This window comes from Cyanobacterium sp. HL-69 (assembly GCA_002813895.1).
Taxonomy (GTDB): Bacteria; Cyanobacteriota; Cyanobacteriia; order Cyanobacteriales; family Cyanobacteriaceae; genus Cyanobacterium.
The window spans coordinates 3,010,678-3,032,370 of record CP024912.1; the positions used below are offsets into that span (position 1 = coordinate 3,010,678).

The window sequence follows — 21,693 nt, forward strand, 5'->3', positions numbered from 1 at the left end:
TTACGAATTTATTGTTAAGCTGAACAAAACTGATAACAGATATTGTCTTTTATAGTAGCTTGTATTTTTTTAAATAAACAATAAATCTCCGTATTTTCACTGAAGCCATTCAAAACTTCTTGTCTTTCCAGGGTGTATGGACCTCTTTTACCATGAAAGTCAACAACAGTACCAATGGGACGAGCAATTAAGCCACTCATGCGTAAATGCCTAGCCAGTCGAGGTTCCATTAAGGTGACAGCATGACTAAGCCCCAAGTCCATGCCAAGGCTTGTGGCGGCTAAGTAAAGTCCTAAAGCGATTACGGAAGAACGTCGTCTTTGCTCTCTAATCTCTTCTTTACTTCTATTTTCAAAAACAATTAAACCACTGGGGGTATTTTGTTCCCCTGACCTTTTTCTAAATTGGGAGATTACTGCTAGTCGAGAAATCTCAGCAACATTTGTCCTCGATATATTTTCAAAATCAAAGGTATGGTTATGACAAATACTTTCAAAAGGAAAACGATGATCTATATCATTGGTATTAGATAAAACCAGACGTACACATCCTGCATAAATTCCCGTTGATTTATGTTGCAAAATACAATGAATAGAGCGATTATCGTAAGAATCTTTTTCCATAAAATCAGGAAAATTTTCTACGGGTTCATAGCCAAGTTCTTGACAATATACTTGATACCTAATTCTGAATACTTCTTCTTTTAATTCTTGGGTATTTGCTACAAATATATCAAAATACTTAAAAAAATGTTCTCCTAAGCCAATGCCGTCCATAATTTATTTTAGGTGATTAACATTTTTGATTATATCTTTTTTTCCGTACTAAGTAAGTATTTTTATTTTTTTTTCTCAGTAATACATATTAATTTTGAATAAAAATAAGTGATAATACTTAATAAAAATAGATAAAGACTAGAAGAAATAATTTTTCACTCAAAGATAACAATAAAAAATTGTTTTATATGAAAAGTTGCATTAAGTTTTTGAATTTTAGGACAGTTTTTCATTCAATAAATTTGTAATGACATACCACTTCACATTTGCATTTTATGCACCATGATAAATTTTGAACGATCGCCCTGAGTCCATTAAGTAATACAATGTAAATAGAAACAATCCCACACAAGGCGAGGTTGTACATAACTTTTCAGCGCTCTTTTAACCTTTTCTAACCCTTCTACTATTTCTTTATTCCGTTGTTTATCCCAGTAAAGACATTGTAGATAGTCCGCTAACCATAGCTGAGTTTCTAATTCCAAACTGTCACTAATTTCCTTGGCCAGATGAAATCCCTCAATCGCCCCTAAGGGTAATTGTGATAACCTAGAAAGTAGATCTGATGGTATTTCTAACAGCTTAGTGCGATCGCCCATCGCTTTCCCCGGAGAGCCTTGAGCCAACTTTACTAACTGAGGATATTCCAACACATCCGCCGCATTTTGCCTCTGCAATACATAAGCCAAATCATCCTCACTGAGGCGAGAAAAAGGAATCATCTGACAACGGGATACAAGGGTAGAAAGAATGGCATCCACACTGGGGGCTATTAAGATAATGGTAGCTCTCCCCGGCTCCTCAAGGGTTTTTAATAAAGCATTCCCCGCCGACTCTGCCATCAATTCCGTATCCTCGATTACCACCACCGAGCGAGGGGCTTTGAGAGGGGGACGACCTAAAAACTCACTGATCGCCCTTATTTGCTCAATTCTGATTTGTGGAGCATTTTTTCTTTTTAAACCCTGCTCCTGAGCTTGGGAGGCGGTAATAAGTTCACCTTTTTCGGTGTATGTAGGCTCTACCCAAAGGAAATCGGGGTGGTTTCCTGCCTGTATTTTTTGCACCATGGCGGCATAATCATCTTCGGGGCGAATCATCAGCATCTCCGCAAAACACCTCGCCCCATATCCTTTACCTACACCCTTCGCCCCTACAAACAAGTAAGCAGGGGCAATACGATTAATGGCGATCGCCCTTTCTAACAATTCTACAGCTAAAGGTTGTCCAATTAATTTTGCAAGGGGTTTCATAAATAATTGATAATTAATAGTTGATAATTGATAATTAATTTAAAGTGAGAGGGTAATTTTGCAAATGATTATAAAATATTAACCATTGCCCATTCCCTATTCCCCATTAAAATGTCTTCACTCACAGAGTCTCTAAAAAAATACTTCGGTTATGACAGTTTTCGCCCAGGGCAGGAAAAAATTGTCCAAGATGCGATCACCCATAAAGACCTTTTAGTTATCATGCCCACGGGGGGCGGAAAATCGCTCTGTTTTCAGCTTCCTGCCCTCTTGAAGCAGGGTATAACCATCGTCATATCCCCCCTCATATCCTTGATGCAAGACCAAGTCACAGCCCTACAAGACAACGGCATCGGGGCAACCTACATCAACAGCACCCTCAATTATGAAGAAACCAGAATCCGTCAAAGGGACATTTTAGCAGGAAAAATCAAACTCCTTTACCTCGCCCCCGAAAGGCTTGTTAGCGATACATTTCAACCTTTTTTAGACACAGTAGTTCAAAAAATAGGTATCTCCGCCTTTGCCATCGATGAAGCCCATTGTATCTCTGAATGGGGTCATGATTTTCGCCAAGAATATCGTCAGATGAAATACTTGCGTAGCCAATATCCCCGAGTGCCAATCATTGCCCTCACCGCTACCGCCACAGTTAGGGTACAACGGGATATAATTCAACAGCTAAACCTGCGCAATCCTCAAATTCATCGCTTCAGTTTCAACCGTCAAAACCTTTACTACGAAGTACAGCCAAAAGAAACCCGTGCTTATAACCAACTACTCCATATTATCCGTTCTCACCAAGGTTCTGGTATAGTTTATTGTATCAGTCGCAAAAGTACCGAAGAAATAGCCGAAAGACTCGCCAGAGATGGGGTTAGCGCCCTTCCTTACCATGCTGGATTAAGTGATAAAGTGCGATCGCAATATCAAACCCGCTTCATCCGAGACGATGTCCGCATCATGGTAGCTACTGTTGCCTTTGGTATGGGTATCAACAAACCCGATGTCCGTTTAGTAGTGCATTACGACTTACCCCGCAACATAGAAAGCTACTATCAAGAATCAGGCAGGGCAGGGAGAGACGGCGAAAAAGCCAGTTGTATTCTTTTATATAGCCGTGGTGATAAACAAAAAATAAACTACTTTATCAGACAAAAAACCAACCCCCAAGAGCAAAAAATTGCCTATGCCCAACTAGCCAAAGTCATTGAATATGCAGACACAAACTATTGTCGGCGCATCCCCCAACTAAGTTATTTTGGTGAAAAATTTAAAGGTAATTGTGGTAACTGTGATAACTGTCTAAATCCAAAACCCATAGAAGATTGGACTATTGAAGCCCAAAAGTTTTTATCCTGTGTTTATCGCACTAATCAACGGTTTGGAACTAAACATATCATAGACGTTTTGAGAGGTTCCAGGGATAAAAGAATTTATGAATATGGACACCATTTATTATCCACTTATGGTATAGGAAAAGATCATACCACCGATGAATGGAAAAATCTTGCCACCTCCCTCGTTTATCAAGGGTTAGTAAGACAAACTAGCGATGGATATAATATTCTTAAAATAAACGATCAAAGTAAGAAAATATTAAAAGGAGAAACAAAAGTATATGTTGCCGTTAAAGGCAAAGCCGTAAAAAAAGCATCGAGAGATTTAAACTCCCAAGCCGTAGAAGTAGAAATTTTACTCAATCAACTCAAAACATTACGTAAAAAATTAGCAGATTTAGAAAATATTGCTCCCTATGTCGTTTTTCACGATTCAACCCTCAAAGTAATGGCACAAATGCAACCCGACACCACCGCAAAATTTGCCCAACTTTCGGGGGTAAACGACTATAAATTGCATAAATATGGCGATATATTTATCTCAGAAATTAGAACATTTATCCAGCAAAAACAATTACCTTTCCAACTGCCTACCAATACCCAAATGAAAACCCTACAACTATATCAACAAGGGCTAGGTATTGCTGACATCGCCAAAGAAAGGGGTTTATCTGTTACTAGCATTGTCTCCCATCTCAGTGAATTAATAGAATTGAATCAACCTGTTATAGTTAATGATTTTGTTAAAACAGAGAAACAAAAGGTTATCCTAGATATCCTCAAGAAAGTAGGTAATCAGAAGTTAAAAGAAATTAAACAACATTTACCTGATGAATATACTTATGATGAGATTAAATTGGTTAGGGCATGGTTTAAAAGAATGGAGAATGGATAATTAAACTTATTTGTAATTAACATCTCTTTAATAAAAGTTTTAAGTAAGTAGGCATAATTAAATCAATTTAGGCAAGGGGTTTAAACCCCTTCTTCATAAGAGTCTTAATAAAATAAGAGCTATGATTAATTTTGCTAACCTACTTAACCCCTTGCTATCAAATTAATTTTTATAAAAATAAACTTAATTTTAAAATTAATCTTTGTAATAAATACTAAAAAATAATTCATAATTTTTGGATATGGAAAATATATTATTAAATAGATACGAAATCATAAATCATCTGGGTACAGGGGGTTTTGGTGAGACTTATCTAGCCAAAGATTTACATAGCCCTACTCAAAAAAGAGTAGTGGTAAAATCCCTTAAGCCAATTCATGACAAAAATAGGTCAGAATTAATCGAAAAACTATTTTTAAAAGAAGCCTCTACCTTAGAAGAATTAGGGGAAAATTCTAAACAAATTCCTACCCTTTATGCTTACTTTCATCATCAAGATAGATATTATCTAGTACAAGAATATATACAAGGAAAAAGCCTTAATCAAATAGGTATTATTTCTCCTGATAAGTGTAAAGAAATTTTGCTTTCTTTTTTAGAAGTATTGAAATATATTCACAGTCAAAATATTATTCATCGAGACATCAAACCAGAAAATATCATCATCAGAGAAAAAGATAACCTGCCCGTGTTAATTGACTTTGGGGCAGTTAAGGAAAAAATGGGCAGTTTTACCACCCCTAATGGCTCTATTGTAAGTTCTGTAATCGTTGGTACAAGAGGCTTTATGGCACCTGAGCAGGGTTTGGGGCGCACGGTTTTTAGTTCCGATTTATTCGCTCTTGGGTTAACCATAATTTACTGTTTGACGGGTAAATCTCCCATGGAGTTTCCTTCTGATACCCTAACGGGGGAGTTACAATGGCAGGATTATATCCCTAATTTAGAGTCTGGTTTTCGAGAAATTTTGGAAAAAGCAACTAAAATAGATATTCCTAGTCGTTATGGTAATGCAGAGGAAATGTATCAGGATGTGTTGACTGTTATGGGGGAAGTTTCTCCCCTGTCGATGGCTATGGCATCCCCTATCATTGCCCCAACCCAGTTATCTTCTCCTTCTGATACGTTACTTAAAACTCAGGTGATAACTCCTCGAGTTGAGGATGATAATTTATCGGATTCTTCTTCCAGCAATTTTCTGATGGTTGTGATGTTTAGTATGGTAGTTTTTTTGGCTTTAATGGGAGGTTTTTTTCTTGCCCAACCTAGGCAGGATAATCAAGTTGTCGTCGAGGAGACGGAGGGAGAAGTTGAGGAGGAAAAAGATTCGCCTATGGATATGGAAAGGAAAAATACAGATACAAATCCAAGGGAGGAAGAAAACACTCCCATCAATCCTATTACAGAGGAAATTCCTGAAGAAGATATTGAGGAAGTAGAATCTCCCCCTGCGGAAATTAATCCTCCTGAAGAAATTAATCCTAATCCCCCCATAGAAGAAACTCCTCCGCCAGATACTACTCCTGTACTATCTGAACAAGAAGCAAAACAGACTTTACAGTCATTGTACTCCTATTTGTCTGCAAAACAGTTTGAAAGTGCGATCGCCCTTTATTCCCCATCCATGCAAAGTCAATTTAGACAGAGTTTTTTTGAACAATTTGATAAGGTAACAGTGGAAGATTTAAGGATAACTTCTCAATCCTCCCAATCCATAACCCTTGTGGGTGATAACACCTATTATTATCCTGATGGTACAACCCAAAGAGAGCAAAGAAACTATACTGTAACTACCATGGATGGAGTGCCTCAAATTACCTCTTCTCAATTTTTACAAGTTACAAAACCAAGAGAATAACCTCAAATATTTTTATAGTTAAAATTCATTATCAAGAAAAATTTTGATGAATACCTACCAAGAAAGGAATCTATAAAAGAATTAACAAGTATTTTGAGAACAAATCCTTTAAACTTAATATATATCAAGTCGTATAGTGGGTACTTTTGCCATGGATATAACTTTCTCTTTTTCTTTTTGGAGTCAACTAAATAAATTAAATGCTCAAGAAAATAATTATTTATTAAATAAAATTAGAGAAACCATCACCACAAATATCTCCCCAGACGACTTATCTTCCCATGTTACCCATGAGCAAAAAGTTATTATAAAAATTGATTTAACCGTAAATTATTCTCTTATTGGTGTTTTCTTACCTTCTGCAAAAAATATTAAATTAATCGGCTTTTTATCTTCACAAACCATTAATTTAGAAAATTATTCCTATCATCACAAAACTATTAAAGTTACCTCAGAAATAAACCAAAAACTAGAAGACAATATTATCGATGCTATCGATTTTGCTTTCAATTTGAGTAATTCTTTAATAGCTAATACAACCTCAGCCATAGATGACTTTTATTTAGATGATTTAAAACTCGATACATCCAAGTTTAATCCCGTAATCTTATCAAAACAACAAAAAGAATTTATAGAAAACAATCATAGTTTACCTATTTTTTTATCAGGAAATAAAGGTACAGGAAAAACAACTCTTTCTTTATACCATGCCCTACAAAAAACTAATGACTATCAACATGATGCTGAATGTAAGATTATTTATCTTACTAGCACCCAAAACGAACAAAAAAAATTAACAAATTTTGTTAAAAACCTAAGTACCCACTCTTCTAAGCAATTACAAATAAAAGATTATCATTCTTTTACCAAAACATTTGCATCCGAGAAAGAATTAAAAAGTAAAAATCAGTTTTTAGCCCAAAGACAAATTACAGAATACAAATTTAAAGAATATTTTTGTAAAGAGCAAACCATTGAATTCATTGACATTAATTTACTCTGGAAAGAAATACATCAATTAATAAAAGGTTCCAGCAAATCATTAAAAAATAGTCAAGGTTTAATTAGTTATAATGATTATTTAGCCCTTAGAAATCAGAGTTTATTCCCCCCAAATAGTAATTTTAATTATATTTATAAATATGCTAATAACTATCAACAATGGCTAGAAAATAACAATTATTGGGATCAAATTGATTTAGTACAATATATTTTAAAAAAATTGCCTGACAACTATTTAGGGGAATATAATGTAATTTATGTGGACGATGTACAAGAATTAAGTGAAATTGAAATTCAACTTATATTTGCATTGTTAAAAATAGAAAATAAACAAGACTACATTCCTCAATTATTTATGACAGGAGAAGATTATTCCTCTTTAATTAGAGGTAGTTTTAATTGGGGTAGAGTCAAAAAAATTGCCATTGAAGAATATTTAAAATCCCCCCAATGGAAAACAATTCGTCCAACCCTTGAGCCTAAGTATATAGATTGTAATTTTTGCACTAGCGATAAAATAAATAATCTTCTCAATTTTATTATGGCATTAGTTGTAAATAATCAAATGGATGAAGATATTAGTTTTCAGAGTAATTCTTCTTGGTTAATAAATAATTTTAAACCTTTAGTTGTTTCAGGTGTAGAGGAAGAAATATTATCTCAGGGTAATCGATTGGGGGCGGCAAATGCTGTGGTAGTAAAAACTTTGGCAGAAAAGGAAAATTTGACTCGTTTATTTCCTCAAGATAGCGAAAGAGTTTTGATGGTAAATGAAATTAATAATTTGCAGTTTGATGGGGTTTTAGTATGGAATTTTTTTGAGGGTAAGGAAAATTTATCTTCTCAAGATTTGTTGGAAGATAAGGAATTTTATCAAGATTTATTTATTGCTCTCAATGGTGCGAAAAAACAACTATATTTTTATGATAAAAGTGATGTTGCTTTTTGGAATCACAGTGAATTAAATAATGTTATTGAGTTGGGCTACCCTACGGAATTAGAGCCTTTTTTCTCGGAATGTGACGAAAATTATATTAATAAGACCATCGAAAATTATTTACAAATAGGTTCTTATAAATCTTATAAAATTTGTAGTCAAATTTATTTTCAAGCTAATGATATTTTAGGGGCGGCAAAAATTGAGGCTTTACTAGAAGAGGTAAAGGGAAATTGGGGCAGGGCAGGGGATATTTGGAATAAGTTACTTATTTTTGATGAGGCTATTCGCTGTTGGAATGAGGTTGATAGCAAGTTGTGGGAGGCGAAATGGGCTACGACTAAGCCAGAAAGTTGGAGTCAGAGGGGGCTATATTTTGAGCAGAAAAGAGATTTTGATTTGGCTAATTTTTGTTATGAAAAGGCCAATGATTTTGCTGGAAAGTTACGCTGTTTTGAGGCTAATGATGATTGGGAGTTGGCAGGGGATAAGTGTAGAGAGAAAAATTTGTTATCTCAGGCGGAAAGTTATTATGGTTTGGCGGATAAATATTATCAGGAAAAAAATCAATTTCAATCTGCTGTAAAAATGTGGACGAGGTTGGAAAGGTTGGATAAGGTTGCCCTTATTTGGGAGAATTTGGGGCAGTGGGAAAAGGCGGGAAATTGTTGGCAGAAACAGGGGGATATTCAACGGGCGGCGGATTGTTGGCAAAAGGCACAAAAATGGTCTGAGGCTCAAAAATGTTGGTTAGAGTTGGAAAAATGGGAAGATTTGGCTTTGTCTTATGAAACTCAAGGGCAGTGGGTATCAGCGGCGGAGGTTTGGCAAAAACAAGGGGGGTTACAAAGGGCTGCTTTTTGTTATCAAAATGCGAGTGAGTGGGCTTTGGCGGAGGGTTTATGGCGAGATTTACAGTGTTGGGGTTATGTGGCGATCGCACTTCAGCAACAAAAAAAATGGTCAGAAGCGGCTTTGATGTGGGAAAAAACCAGCCCTTACGAATTACAAGCCCTCTGTTATGAAAAATTAGAAGAATGGGGTAAAGCTCAAAAATCATGGTTAAAAGCCAATAATTGGAGTAAAAGTATCCTCTGTATCGAAAAACAACAAAAATGGGAAGAAGCAGCCGAAAGTTGGGAAAATTTAGGGGCATGGGAATCCGCAGGAAAATCATGGGAAAAAGCAGGGGAAATGGAAAAAGCTGCGTTATGTTATGAACAAGGTAACTACTGGCATCTGGCCGAAAAATGTTGGCGTATATTAGAAGATGAAAGTGCGATCGCCCTTACCCTAGAAAAACAAGAAAAATGGGCATTAGCAGGAGAAATCTGGCAAGAATTAGCCCAATGGAAATCCGCAGGAAAAGCATGGGAAAAAGCAAAAGAAATACAAAAAGCAGCCCTAGTTTATGAAATGGGAAATCACTGGCGAGAAGCCGAAGAATGTTGGCGCATCCTCGGTAACGACACTAAAATCGAAGCCGCCGTCAAACAACAAGGCACATGGGAAATGGCCGCCCACGATTGGTTAAAATCAAATCAAATTGAACAAGCTGCCCTCTGTTACGAAAAATGCCAAGACTGGGAAAGGGCTGAAAAATACTGGTTTCAAGCCAATAACTACGAAAAATTAGCCGAAGTATGTGAGCAACAACAAAAATGGCAACAGGCTGCCGATGCCTATCTCAAAAATGATAACCCAGAAAAAGCCGCTCTATGTTACGAAAAATTAGGAGACTGGGAAAATGCCGCCCAATGTTGGCAAAAATCATGGAAATGGGAACAATTAGCCCGAGTTTGTGAACAACAAAAGAAATGGAAACAAGCCGCCGATGCTTGGGTAAAAGCCGACAACCTAGAAAAAGCCGTAACCTATTATGAAAAAATCCAAGACTGGGAAAACGCCGAAGAATGTTGGCGAAAACTCTCTAATTGGGAAAAACTAGCCCACGTGTGTGAACATCAAGAAAAATGGGAAGAAGCCGCCCAACTTTGGACATTTCTCAATAATTGGCAAAAAGCAGCCCTTGCTTGTTTAAAAATGGACGACATCCAAACCGCCATCAAATACTATGAAAAAGGCAACTATACCCAAGAAGCCAATCAACTTAGACAAAAACTATAATAGTTTTATTCCTATGACAAAAATCTGATAATGTCCCCCTTGCATAATAAATAACTGTAATTTATCCCTATTCTTTATTCCTTTACTCAACAATAATTCCCCCTCAAAAACCCCTCTAGCCATGAAAAAATCTGTTATTTTCCTAACCCTAATTCTCAGTATTTTCCCCTTTCCAGTGAAAGCAGAAAACATCGCCCATCTTAGTCAACTATTAAGGACAAAACAATGTCAAGAATGTGATTTAAGCCAAGCAGGTTTAGTCATGGCAAACCTTTCTGGGGCAAACCTCGTGGGGGCAAACCTCGTGGGGGCAAACCTCAGCCGTGCCAATTTGACAGGGGCAAACTTGAGTTATGCTAACCTCACAGGGGCTTCTCTCCATGGTGCTAACCTAGCAGGGGTAAACCTCACAGGTGCAATTTTAAATCAAACCGACTTAAGAAATGCAAGGGTTATCGGTGCAACCTTTGAAAATACTGACTTAAATAATGCCCAGATAGATGGTATCGTAGGAATATCAAATGATGCCTTTTCCGCAGAGCAATTTTTTAGTTGGGCTTTAGCAGAAGACCGTCAGGGGAACTATCCCCAAGCCCTAAACCATTATAATACAGCTATCGAACTAGATCCAAACATGGCATCGGCATATCTAGCCAGAGGAATTATTAGGGCTCGTTATGACCGTATGGATATAGCCCTAGAAGACTTTACAAAGGCTCAAACTATTTATACCATAGAAAATAATGAAGAAGGCTTCACCCTTGCCAGTCAGTTTATGGAGTTAAGCCAAGCCAAAATAGAAAACCCCCGTCAACCCCTAGGGGGAAATCAGGGTAGTCCTAGATTTGTTCAAGCCGTGAGTGGTGTATTACCATTCGTATTTAGATTTTTTGGGTTTTAACCTTAATCAATGTACCAACTTTAGGAATAATGCTATATTAATATCAAGTTCGCCCAAATCTTTGGGATAAATATTCTTGTTTATTAACCAACTAATTAATAACAAATTTTCCGAACTTAAATACACTGACAAACTAGCCAAAACAGTCAAAAAAAATGAGTTTTTCAGGTTTAGCCAATCAATTCTTGGGTCATATCAATTGGCAAAAACTTGCGGAAAACTATCAACAACAAAATAGATATAAATTAGCTGAAAAGTCTTATATATATCAAGCAAAAACCGAAAATACAGGAATACCCAAAATTCCCCATGAGTTAAACCTCAGAGACTATCAAAAACAGGCGGTTATTAATTGGTTAAAAAATCAGGGTAGAGGTACATTAAAAATGGCCACAGGTAGCGGTAAAACCATCACAGCCCTTGCTGTTGCCACAGAACTTTATCAGCAAATAGGTTTACAAATTTTACTCGTAATATGTCCATTTCGTCACTTAGTATTACAATGGGCAAAAGAAGCAGAAAAATTTAATTTAATTCCTTTTCTTGCTTTTAATAGTGTCAATAATTGGCATAGCGAACTATCAACAAAACTATATAATATTAATAGTTCAAAGACAAAATTTTTAACCATTATCACTACAAATTCTACTTTTATTAGTCAAGGATTTCAAACCCAGTTGCCCTTTTTTCCTGAAAAAACTTTAATCATTGGAGACGAAGCCCATAATTTAGGTAGTGCGAAATTACAAAGCCTTTTGCCCAAAACCATTGGTTTAAGACTAGCCCTTTCTGCTACCCCCGAAAGGTACTATGATGAACATGGCACCGATGCCCTAATTAGTTACTTTGGAAAAGTATTACAACCAGAATTTACCCTTGGTGATGCCATCAAGAAAAAAGCCCTTGTTAGCTACAATTACTATCCTATCTTTGTGGAATTGACAGAATTTGAGGCAAAAAGATACACCCAACTCACAAAAAAAATCGGTTGGGAATTGTCAAAGGATAATTCGCCCCATAACCGTCATCTTACAGCCTTATTAGTGAGACGATCGCGCTTAATTGGTACAGCAAAAAATAAATTAACCGCCCTCAAAGAATTAATGAAGGAAAGAATAAACACCCATAGCACCATTTTTTATTGTGGTGATGGAAAAGTAGAATATGAAGGAAAAACAGAGAGACAGCTAGAAATTGTTACCCGCATTTTAGGTAAAGAAATAGGCTACCGAGTAAATATCTATAGTGCCAATACTCCCCTCACCGAAAGAGAAACCATTAAACAACAACTGGAAAACAAAGAATTACAAGGTATAGTCTCCATCCGTTGCCTAGACGAAGGTATCGATATACCCAGCATCAAAAATGCAGTCATCCTCGCCAGTAGTAGTAACCCCCGACAATTTATCCAAAGAAGGGGTAGAGTATTACGCCCCCATCACAGTAAAAAAGAAGCCAATATATTCGACATGATAGTTATTCCCCCAATCCTAGATAGAGAAACATGGGAAATAGAAAAAAGCCTCCTCAAAAAAGAAATCAAACGATTTATGGAATTTGCCAACCTAGCCAATAATGCCGACTACGCCAAAGAAAAACTATTCCACCTTCAAAATCACTTTGATGTATATTGAAAATAACCTTTAATCAAAAGCAATCCTTAACACCAGCCTCTTTTTCACTTCTTTTCTTCTTTACGCCTTGGCGAGAAAAAAATCAATGTCACTTGCTACTCCAACCACCTATCAACTATGTCCTTACAAATTTTAGTCTCCGATGATGACTCAACTATTCAGCATTTAATCAAAGATTGCCTTGAGTTACAAGGTTACTCGGTAATTTTAGCTAATGATGGAGAAAAGGCTTTATCCTTGGCCATGAAATACCATCCTCACTTATTAATCTCAGACATCAAGATGCCCCATAAGGATGGTTATCAGTTGGTGCAAGAATTACGCAAACTTCCTCCTTTTCGTTTACTACCTGTTATTTTCCTTACTCATCAGCACACCATGGAGGCAAAAATTAATGGTTATCAGGCGGGGTGTGATGTGTATTTAGCCAAGCCTTTTGAGCCTATGGAATTAATTGCTATTGTAAAACATCTCCTGGAGCGATCGCAAGTTATCCAATCAGAAAGACTATTTACCGAGCATAACAACTCATCTATAGATAATAATAACAATTTCTCCTCTCTTCATCTCACCCACCGAGAAAAAGAAGTTTTAGCCTTGATTATTGAAGGACACTCTAATATACAAATTGCCCAACAATTATATCTTAGCCCCAAAACCATCGAAAAATATGTCGCCAATCTTCTCAAAAAAACAGACTCTCAAAACCGCACCGAATTAGTTTCCTTCGCCTTTAAAAATAACCTTACTCACTTTTAAAAACCCAAAAAAAATCCCCCATCCATAGACAGGGGAAAATTTGAGTTAGTTAATAAAGATTAACGTACACAACCTTGTAAAGTGTCAGCTTCAATAGGCTTAATGAAGTATAAACCAATAAACTGAGCGGCATTAGAAGCAAATAAAGGTATTTTGCGTAAAACCTTGATAGGTGCAATGGCTTTAGAATCATCAATAGCCCTTAGTTTTTCACAATTGCTAAAGCATTTTTCGAGCTTGTCATAAAACTTGGGATTTTTAACATCAAGAGTGATGGGGAAAACTCTACCCGCAGTCTCGTTGGTTTTCTCGATAACAGTTTTGTCATACTCCCTAGCATCCAAGCCAATGGAAGCGTAAAAACCAGAGCGATGTAAATCATTGAGATACATGGTGGCAAACACAGATAACAAGAAGAAACGACACCATAGTTTCGCTTTCCAATCATTCAGAAACTCAGGTTTAGCTTTTAATACCGCGTCAAAGAAATCTCCATGGCGGTTTTCATCTTGACACCAATTTTCAAAGAATTTGAAGATGGGATAGATGCGACTTTCGGGATTTTGCTCTAGGTGACGATAAATAGTAATATAACGCCAGTAACCGATTTTCTCGGATAGATAGGTAGCGTAGAAAATAAACTTAGGTTTGAAGAAAGTATATTTACGACTCTTGGTTAAAAATCCTAAATCGAGGGATAAATTAAAATCAGTTAAGGCTTTGTTGAGAAAACCAGCATGACGGGCTTCGTCACGAGACATTAAGTTAAAACCTTCTGCCAAGAGAGGATTGGTATGTTTTAAACGTCTGCCTAACTCTTTGTATAGTAAAAATCCAGAGAATTCCGCAGTACAAGAGCGCTCTAAAAATTCTACAAATAAACGACGGGTTTCGCCATCAATATGCTCCCATGATTGCTCAAAGTCAGCATTACGCACAAAGTGATGACGGTTATAGTCTTGTTTAAACTCGGCTATGATAGCTCTTAACTCGTCTTCATTAACGCTGATGTCCATCTGGGCCATCTCGTCGAAATCTGTGGTGTAAAAACGAGGAGTCAAGATTGTTTCTTTGGCTGGGGTTTTAATTCCCGGGCGTAGCTCGTCAAATTCTGGTTTTTGAACTGTTGTTACCATAATTTTTTGATTGAGACAGTATTCTTGAATTTATATGTAATATTTTAATTCCTTCCTCAGTTTAACAGACCTAGTACTATATATTTTCGTTAAGTTTATTAATAGTTGTTACAAAAATATTAATTTTTCTATGGTTACTCTTGACGTTTATTAATTTTTGTTGGTAATAATTCATAATCTGGGAAATGGGGAATGTTAATAATGTTTAGGCGTTGCTGAATAAGGGTATGAAATATAATCCAATAAATTAGAATATTAAAATATTATCACTGTTGCCTGTTCCCTGTTCCCCGCCCCAATGAAAAATAAAGTCCAAAATCAGCAATACCTAAACTAAACTTGTTTGATATAGGCGATCGCACTTAACCAAATGAGAGTTTTATCGGTACCATCTTCTAATATACAAATACAGTTTTCATCTTGCCAAAGAATTTTGCCCTCGGTGCTTTGATTAGTAGTCAGTCCAATTTGAACATTAATTTTATCCTTTATAAAGACTTGAATTTGACGTACACTAGGAAGACCAGTATTAAATGTAGGCATCTTTTTTTATCTACTTGAGCGAAAAAATAATTATGCAGTTTAGCAAATATCACGGATTAGGTAATGACTTTATTTTGATCGATAATCGTCAATCTGATCAACCCCTCGTTACCCCCCAAGAAGCAGTACAAATGTGCGATCGCCATTTTGGTATCGGCGCCGATGGAGTCATTTTTGTATTACCCTCCCAAAACCATTGTGATTATACCATGAGAATCTTTAACTCCGATGGTTCTGAGCCTGAGATGTGCGGTAACGGGATTCGTTGTTTTGCCCAGTTTGTGACGGAATTAGAAGGCAAAGAGGAAGTAGGTAGAACATATCCTATTCAAACTTTAGCAGGTACCATTACCCCTACCATCAAGGGTGAAGGCATGATTCGGGTAGATATGGGTGAGCCTGAATTAACCCCTGCCAAAATTCCCACCACATTAAACCAAGGGGGAGAAAAGGTTGTCAGTGAATCCCTAAATGTGGCAGGTAAATCATATGATGTCTCCTGTGTGAGTATGGGAAATCCCCATTGTCTGGTATTTGTCGAAAAAGTAGCAGACATCGAGTTAGAAAAAATTGGCCCTTTATTTGAAACCCACGAGGTTTTTCCCCAGAAAACGAATACGGAATTTATCGAAGTAGTACGCCCTGATTACCTCAAAATGAGAGTCTGGGAAAGGGGTGCAGGAATTACCCTCGCCTGTGGTACGGGGGCTTGTGCCACGGTGGTGGCAGGAGTTTTAAATGGGAAGTGCGATCGCACTTGTACCGTAGAATTACCAGGGGGATGTTTAGAAATCGAGTGGAATCAAGAAGATAACCATGTATATATGACAGGGCCTGCATTGAAGGTTTTTTCAGGCAAATATGTAACCTGAGTTCGGGATAAGATTTTCTGGGTTCGGCAGGGAATGGGCAATAGGCAACAGGCAATATATAAGAGATAATAAAACAATTATCCATTACTCTTCTAGGGTTTTTCGGGCGCGGCGAATCAACTCCTCGGGGCTTAATTCTGCCACAAATTCTCGAAAAGCCTCCATTTCCTGCTCATCAGCTTCCCTATCCACAGGAATAGAAGCATCTAGCACTACTTCCTCCATCACCCAGATGGGGCAACCTTCCCTCACCGCAATAGCAATAGCATCACTAGGACGACAATCGATATTTTTTTCTTTCTTGCCCATTTTTGTACATAGTAGAGCATAAAAAGTGTTATCCTCAAGGGCATTAATTACCACTCGGTCTAGTTTGACATTCCACACATGAAAGATATTTAACATCAAATCATGGGTAAGGGGGCGAGGGGTTGGTTGTTGTTCTAAGGCTGCAATGATTGACCTTGCTTGATCCTGTCCGATGTAGATAGGCAAAGCACGGCGCTCGGTAGCGTCTTTTAGTAGTACGATGGGGCTACGACTTACTGCATCAAGGGCGATCGCCGCTACTTTCATTTCAATCATTATATACTATCTCACTATAATATGGGCTTTTTACCATTACCTCCGAGGGTGAGGTTGTTATTATCTTATCACAGTTTTTTGATTTAATAACCCCATGAGGGCTTTATTTAAAGGATTGAAATTAACTTTTATAATTAGTTTTAATAGATAATTTTATTGGAAAATAAAACAACTATGATTCGCTTAATTAATTGTCGTCTAACGGAATATAAAACCTTAAAAAATATCACCATTAATAATAATATTATTACCCATATATGTGATAGTAATACGAAGGATGAAACAGACAAAACTATTATAAACTCCATTGATTTAAAGGGAGATTATCTTTCTTTGGGAGGAGTAGATTTACAAATAAATGGGGGTCTAGGATTAGCTTTTCCTGATTTAGCATTACCAGATATAGAAAAACTACATCAAATATGTGCTTATTTATGGTCAGTGGGAGTAGATCAATTTATGCCTACTATTGTTACCACTTCTGTAGCTAAAATTCGCCAATCCTTAGAAGTAATTAAGACATTTAAAGAGTGTAATAATAAAGGGAATGAAGCAGAAATTTTAGGGGTTCATTTAGAAGGACCATTTTTAAATGTACAAAAAAAAGGCGCCCATCCTCAAGAACATTTATTACCACTAAATTTAGACAACATAAAAAAAGTTTTTCATAATTACGGAAACATCATCAAAATTATTACCCTTGCCCCAGAATTGGACTCAGAGGGGGATATAATTCCTTATTTGACAGATTTGGGGGTAATAGTTAGTTTTGGTCATTCCATGGCGACGGCAGAGGACGCAAAAAGAGGTTTTGATCAAGGGGCGTCCATGGTTACCCATGCTTTTAACGCTATGCCTAGTTTACACCATAGAGAACCAGGTATGTTAGGAGAGGCGATCGCCCGTACTGATGTTTATTGCGGCTTAATTGCGGACGGAAAGCACGTTTCACCCACCATGTTAAAAGTCATTTTACAGGCCAGTAACTATGAAGAAGGGATATTTTTGGTAAGTGATGCCCTTGCCCCCATAGGCTTGGACGATGGTATTTATCCTTGGGATGAGCGCACCATCGAGGTAAAAAACGGCACTGCTACCCTGCCAGATGGCACATTGTCAGGTACTACCCTACCCCTATTCATAGGCGCTCAAAATTTGATAAGATGGGATATTTGTACTATACAAAAGGCGATCGCCCTTGTCACCGATGCTCCCCGTCGGGCGATGAAAATGCCCACCATAAAAGTAGGACAGAAAGCCAATTTGATAAGATGGCACCATAATCAAGACAAAAAATCATTGACTTGGGAGAGAATTTCCACCAAGTTTGACGAAGTTTAGAAAAACAATAAAAACGCTATGATAAAAATAGATAAAATCATAAAAAAAAGACCATGAAAATTATCAAATCTTTAGGTCTATTGATAGGGATAGGAACAATATTTAACCTTAGTATTGTCAAACCAATGTATGGACAAGAATTAAATCCATCTCTTTCTCATAAGCCCATAAATTCATCCACCATTTTGGATTCTAGTCATCAGGACAAAAACTTAGTAATAGCCCAAAATCATCGTCCTAATAGGGGTTTAAACTCTCAACATCCAACCTCAAGATATAGTTATCCGAATAGAAGACCAGAAACTATAATTATTATTGTTCCCAGTAGCAATGATCGTATTGATTTTTTCAATGGTAATCTAAGAAGAAATAGTAACTATTGGAGAAATAATAATATTAATCAAAATAATAGTTATTATCCCTCCAGAAGCATCGAAAGTAGAAGGGTTAATAATATTAATATTAATTCCGTTAACTTCAATAATAGTGGTTTTAGAAGGGTTGAAACAAAGTGTGTCCATAGACAATTTCAAACGGTATGGGCAAATGTTCATTGCAATATGAATCATCCTTCCTTTAAGTGGAGAAATATTTATGTTGATTAAGATTAGAATAAGTACTATCCATTTATTTTCACCGAGGTTTAATAGAAAAACGGATTTACTATTAACCTTTCCCTTCAAACAAACTTAATATTATTATTTTGATACCTTTATTTTGATTGTGGTCTAGTTTGATATAAATGCGATCGCCCCTACCCCTCACTGCACCATCTCAAACAACAAGTCCCCCGAATTTGCAGGGGATTCAGGGGGATCAAAAACGCCATGAGATCCCCCCTAACCCCCCTTGGTAAGGGGGGGACAAGAGTTATATTAAGCGTAAAGGCGATCGCCATAGGCTAGAGAACAAGATAAAATAGAACAAAAACAGACCATGACAGACTTTTTTCTGCCCTACAACCAAAAACTAATCCCAAGGGCAAAAGAATTAAGAAAAAACATGACCCCTGCCGAAAAAAAGCTATGGTCAGAATACCTCAGAAACGCTCCTCTCAAATTCATGCGCCAGAGCCCCATAGATAACTTTATCGTTGACTTTTACTGCGCCCAAGCCCGACTCATCATCGAAATAGACGGCGAAATTCATCAACAAGATAACGCCATCATCTACGACAAAGAAAGAACAGCTATCCTCGAAAGTTACGGCTTAAAAGTAATCCGATTCACCAACCACCAAGTATTAAACAACTTCCCCCAAGTCTGTAACACTATTCAAAAACACTTAATAAGAAAAAGTCCCCCTTATTAAGGGGGATTTAGGGGGATCAAACCCAGCGCCTCAGCCACCACAAAAGAACCCTTCAGGGGATCCCCTAACGCCACAAGATCCCCCCTAGCCCCCCTTGATAAGGGGGGAACAAGATAACTCCCCTCGCCCTGTGGGAGAGGGGTTGGGGGTGAGGGCAAAAAAAATTTCCCCCAAGGTGATCGATCCATGATCAAAACTGGGTAACTTATGATTAACAGAAAAGAAAAAACTTTTAAAATAACTCTCACAGGAGAAACAGCCATGAAACCAGAAGTAACCTTAAAATATTTATCCTACCTCCGCAACAAAAAAGACCAAAACGAAGGTTTTACCCTCATTGAACTCTTAGTAGTAGTAATCATCATCGGTGTACTAGCCGCCGTAGCTCTCCCCAACCTCCTCGGTCAAGTTGGTAAAGCTAGAGAAACCGAACTCAAAAACGCCGTAGGTACTGTAAACCGTTCTCAACAAGCATACCACTTCGAGCGTCAAGAATTTGCTGATGATATTGCTTTCTTGGGTGTAACAATACCTGATCAATATATTGATGAGACTGGTATGAACATCACTGCTGGTGCAGATACTGCCAGTAACTTCAGCACAAATACCGATTCTGCTGCAGATGGAACCCGTGCTTTCGCAGGTTTTATTAGCCACGGTGGAGGAGAATTTGATCAAGTCCTTTGTCAAAGTAATGAAATTATTGACTCTTTGGGCGCTCTGAGTGCTCTTTCCTGCCCAACTACTGCTGCAGAAATTAAATAGTAGTTTTTGGACTATTGACTTAGTCTGAAATTAAATAAAAATAAATAAGTAAATCTAAAAACCTGAAGTTCAACTACATTGAACCTCGGGTTTATTTTTTTATCGTACACCTACAACCACTAATTTTCCAGAAAGCAGAGGATAAGTTTTAAGCTCAATTTGGGTAAAATAAAAACAAGATAACCCCCAGAAAATGCTTATGTCACAACTACTTTGGAAGATGATGCTCCGTAATCATCACAACCCTGAACAAAAAGGCTTTACCCTCATCGAACTCCTTGTGGTGGTGATTATCATCGGAGTTTTAGCCGCCGTTGCCCTGCCCAACCTTTTGGCGCAGGTGGGTAAGGCCAGAGAAACAGAAATGAAAAATGCCCTCGGCACCGTAACCAGATCCCAAATGGCCTACCATTGGGAAAAACGGGTTTTTTGTTGTGGCAGTGCCACCTCCGACCAAATTTTGGATGCCTTAGGTGCAAACATTAATAGTAACTATATCAATAGCTGGTCTTTTGACACCTCCAACCTTGCCAACCAAATTACCTTCAGCGTCACCAACGATGACTGGGAAACCGATGGCACCAGGGGGCTTTCCGCAGGAGTCTTTTTTGACATCGCCTCCCAAGATACCTATCAATCTATCATTTGCCAAAGTTTTGACCCCAGCGCCACCACCGCCGAACCCGTCACCACCGATCCATTTTGCGGAGCCAATGCCTATCAGTTAAGATAAGTAAAAACAAGGACGTTGCTGATTTTAGATATGATTTCTCGTTAAGGAAGGGAACAGGGAACGGGGAATAGGGAACGGTTATAATATTTAGAAGTCTTAGTTTTTAGCATAATTCAACTATATTTCATACCATAATTAAGCAATGCCAAAACAACCATGAAACGTTTTCGCCATCTTTTATTCCCTACCATATCAATTATCATTTCTTTATCGGTCATTGGCTATCTACAAATCCCCATCGCCACCCAAACCACCCCCACCATCACCGAAGAAGAAGCACGCCGACAAGAAGAAAAAGATCGCCTAACCATCCGTTTCCTGCGCACCCTGCCCGATTTTGGTTTTAATAACCTCGTGGCCAACTGGACATATCTACAATTTGTGCAATATTTCGGCGACATCGCCAGAGACACCACAGGCTACAGCCTCAATCCCGAATACTTTACAACCTTTGTCGAAAAAGATCCTCGTTTCATCGCACCTTATTTTATCTTTGCCCCCGCCACCACCCTCTTTTCAGGCCGCCCCGATGTCAGCGTAGATTTAATGGGCAAAGGCTTAGAAAGCATACAACCCCAACAACCCCAAGCCTACCAAGTTTGGTATTACAAAGGTATCGACGAACTTCTATTCACCAGCCAACCACGACAAGCCAAAATATCCTACCAAATGGCGGCCCAATGGGCAAAATACCACGACACCCCCGAAGCCCAAAATCTAGGGCAACTAGCCCAAGATACCGCCAACTTCCTCGAAGAAAACCCCAACAGCAACAAAGCCCAAGGCGCATCATGGATGAGCATCTACACCAACGCCCGAGAAGATTCCGTCAGAGAATTAGCCCTAGAAAATATTGAACGCTTGGGGGGTGAATTAAGGGTAGAAGGTAATAGGGTAACATTAACTTTTCCCGAAGAAAAATAAA

18 protein-coding genes are annotated in these 21,693 nt (G+C 37.7%); 13 read left to right on the forward strand and 5 right to left on the reverse strand.

Annotated features, from left to right (window positions below; genetic code table 11):
• Positions 1–14: 14 nt before the first annotated feature.
• On the reverse strand, positions 15–776 hold the full coding sequence (locus AA637_RS14060) for a PEP-CTERM/exosortase system-associated acyltransferase (RefSeq protein ID WP_446683269.1): 762 nt from the start codon (positions 774–776) through the stop codon (positions 15–17).
• Between the two features lie 314 nt (positions 777–1,090).
• On the reverse strand, positions 1,091–2,029 hold the full coding sequence (locus tag AA637_RS14065; RefSeq protein ID WP_446683270.1) for a DNA polymerase III subunit delta': 939 nt from the start codon (positions 2,027–2,029) through the stop codon (positions 1,091–1,093).
• 111 nt (positions 2,030–2,140) lie between these two features.
• Between AA637_RS14065 and recQ the strand changes: the two genes are divergently transcribed.
• From recQ to AA637_RS14095, 6 genes are all read left to right on the forward strand, one after another.
• Positions 2,141–4,264 (forward strand): DNA helicase RecQ, encoded by a 2,124-nt coding sequence (gene recQ / locus AA637_RS14070; protein ID WP_446683271.1) that lies wholly within the window; start codon positions 2,141–2,143, stop codon positions 4,262–4,264.
• Between the two features lie 241 nt (positions 4,265–4,505).
• Positions 4,506–6,122 carry a protein kinase domain-containing protein gene (locus AA637_RS14075; RefSeq protein ID WP_446683272.1) on the forward strand — a complete coding sequence of 539 codons (1,617 nt, stop codon included), beginning with the start codon at positions 4,506–4,508 and terminating at the stop codon, positions 6,120–6,122.
• A 151-nt stretch (positions 6,123–6,273) separates the two neighbouring features.
• Positions 6,274–10,188, forward strand: a complete 3,915-nt coding sequence (locus AA637_RS14080) for a tetratricopeptide repeat protein (RefSeq protein WP_446683273.1) — start codon at positions 6,274–6,276, stop codon at positions 10,186–10,188.
• 121 nt (positions 10,189–10,309) lie between these two features.
• Positions 10,310–11,089: a pentapeptide repeat-containing protein gene (locus AA637_RS14085; protein ID WP_446683274.1), complete on the forward strand. Its 780-nt coding sequence runs from the start codon at positions 10,310–10,312 to the stop codon at positions 11,087–11,089.
• A gap of 155 nt (positions 11,090–11,244) precedes the next feature.
• Positions 11,245–12,723 (forward strand): DNA phosphorothioation system restriction enzyme, encoded by a 1,479-nt coding sequence (locus tag AA637_RS14090; RefSeq protein ID WP_446683275.1) that lies wholly within the window; start codon positions 11,245–11,247, stop codon positions 12,721–12,723.
• Between the two features lie 117 nt (positions 12,724–12,840).
• On the forward strand, positions 12,841–13,482 hold the full coding sequence (locus AA637_RS14095) for a response regulator transcription factor (RefSeq protein WP_446683276.1): 642 nt from the start codon (positions 12,841–12,843) through the stop codon (positions 13,480–13,482).
• Positions 13,483–13,541: 59 nt separating this feature from the next.
• Here AA637_RS14095 and acsF read toward each other — a convergent pair whose 3' ends face one another.
• Complete coding sequence (gene acsF, locus AA637_RS14100) at positions 13,542–14,618, reverse strand: magnesium-protoporphyrin IX monomethyl ester (oxidative) cyclase (RefSeq protein ID WP_446683277.1); 1,077 nt, start codon at positions 14,616–14,618, stop codon at positions 13,542–13,544.
• A 333-nt stretch (positions 14,619–14,951) separates the two neighbouring features.
• Positions 14,952–15,161, reverse strand: a complete 210-nt coding sequence (locus AA637_RS14105; RefSeq protein WP_446683278.1) for an Hfq-related RNA-binding protein — start codon at positions 15,159–15,161, stop codon at positions 14,952–14,954.
• A 32-nt stretch (positions 15,162–15,193) separates the two neighbouring features.
• Between AA637_RS14105 and dapF the strand changes: the two genes are divergently transcribed.
• Complete coding sequence (gene dapF / locus AA637_RS14110) at positions 15,194–16,033, forward strand: diaminopimelate epimerase (protein WP_446683279.1); 840 nt, start codon at positions 15,194–15,196, stop codon at positions 16,031–16,033.
• Between the two features lie 84 nt (positions 16,034–16,117).
• Here dapF and AA637_RS14115 read toward each other — a convergent pair whose 3' ends face one another.
• On the reverse strand, positions 16,118–16,618 hold the full coding sequence (locus AA637_RS14115) for a bifunctional nuclease family protein (RefSeq protein ID WP_446683280.1): 501 nt from the start codon (positions 16,616–16,618) through the stop codon (positions 16,118–16,120).
• 174 nt (positions 16,619–16,792) lie between these two features.
• Here AA637_RS14115 and nagA point away from each other — a divergent pair, with 174 nt between their 5' ends.
• From nagA to AA637_RS14145, 6 genes are all read left to right on the forward strand, one after another.
• Complete coding sequence (nagA, locus tag AA637_RS14120; RefSeq protein WP_446683281.1) at positions 16,793–17,959, forward strand: N-acetylglucosamine-6-phosphate deacetylase; 1,167 nt, start codon at positions 16,793–16,795, stop codon at positions 17,957–17,959.
• Between the two features lie 53 nt (positions 17,960–18,012).
• A complete protein-coding gene (locus tag AA637_RS14125) occupies positions 18,013–18,564 on the forward strand; it encodes a hypothetical protein (protein WP_446683282.1) in 552 nt (183 codons plus the stop codon).
• Between the two features lie 331 nt (positions 18,565–18,895).
• Positions 18,896–19,270 (forward strand): endonuclease domain-containing protein, encoded by a 375-nt coding sequence (locus AA637_RS14130; RefSeq protein WP_446683283.1) that lies wholly within the window; start codon positions 18,896–18,898, stop codon positions 19,268–19,270.
• Between the two features lie 207 nt (positions 19,271–19,477).
• Positions 19,478–20,035, forward strand: a complete 558-nt coding sequence (locus AA637_RS14135) for a type IV pilin protein (protein ID WP_446683284.1) — start codon at positions 19,478–19,480, stop codon at positions 20,033–20,035.
• 199 nt (positions 20,036–20,234) lie between these two features.
• Positions 20,235–20,768 carry a type II secretion system protein gene (locus AA637_RS14140; protein ID WP_446683285.1) on the forward strand — a complete coding sequence of 178 codons (534 nt, stop codon included), beginning with the start codon at positions 20,235–20,237 and terminating at the stop codon, positions 20,766–20,768.
• Between the two features lie 156 nt (positions 20,769–20,924).
• The gene (locus AA637_RS14145) at positions 20,925–21,692 is read left to right on the forward strand and encodes a hypothetical protein (RefSeq protein ID WP_446683286.1); all 768 of its coding nucleotides are present in this window, start codon (positions 20,925–20,927) and stop codon (positions 21,690–21,692) included.
• The last annotated feature ends 1 nt before the right edge of the window (position 21,693 follow it).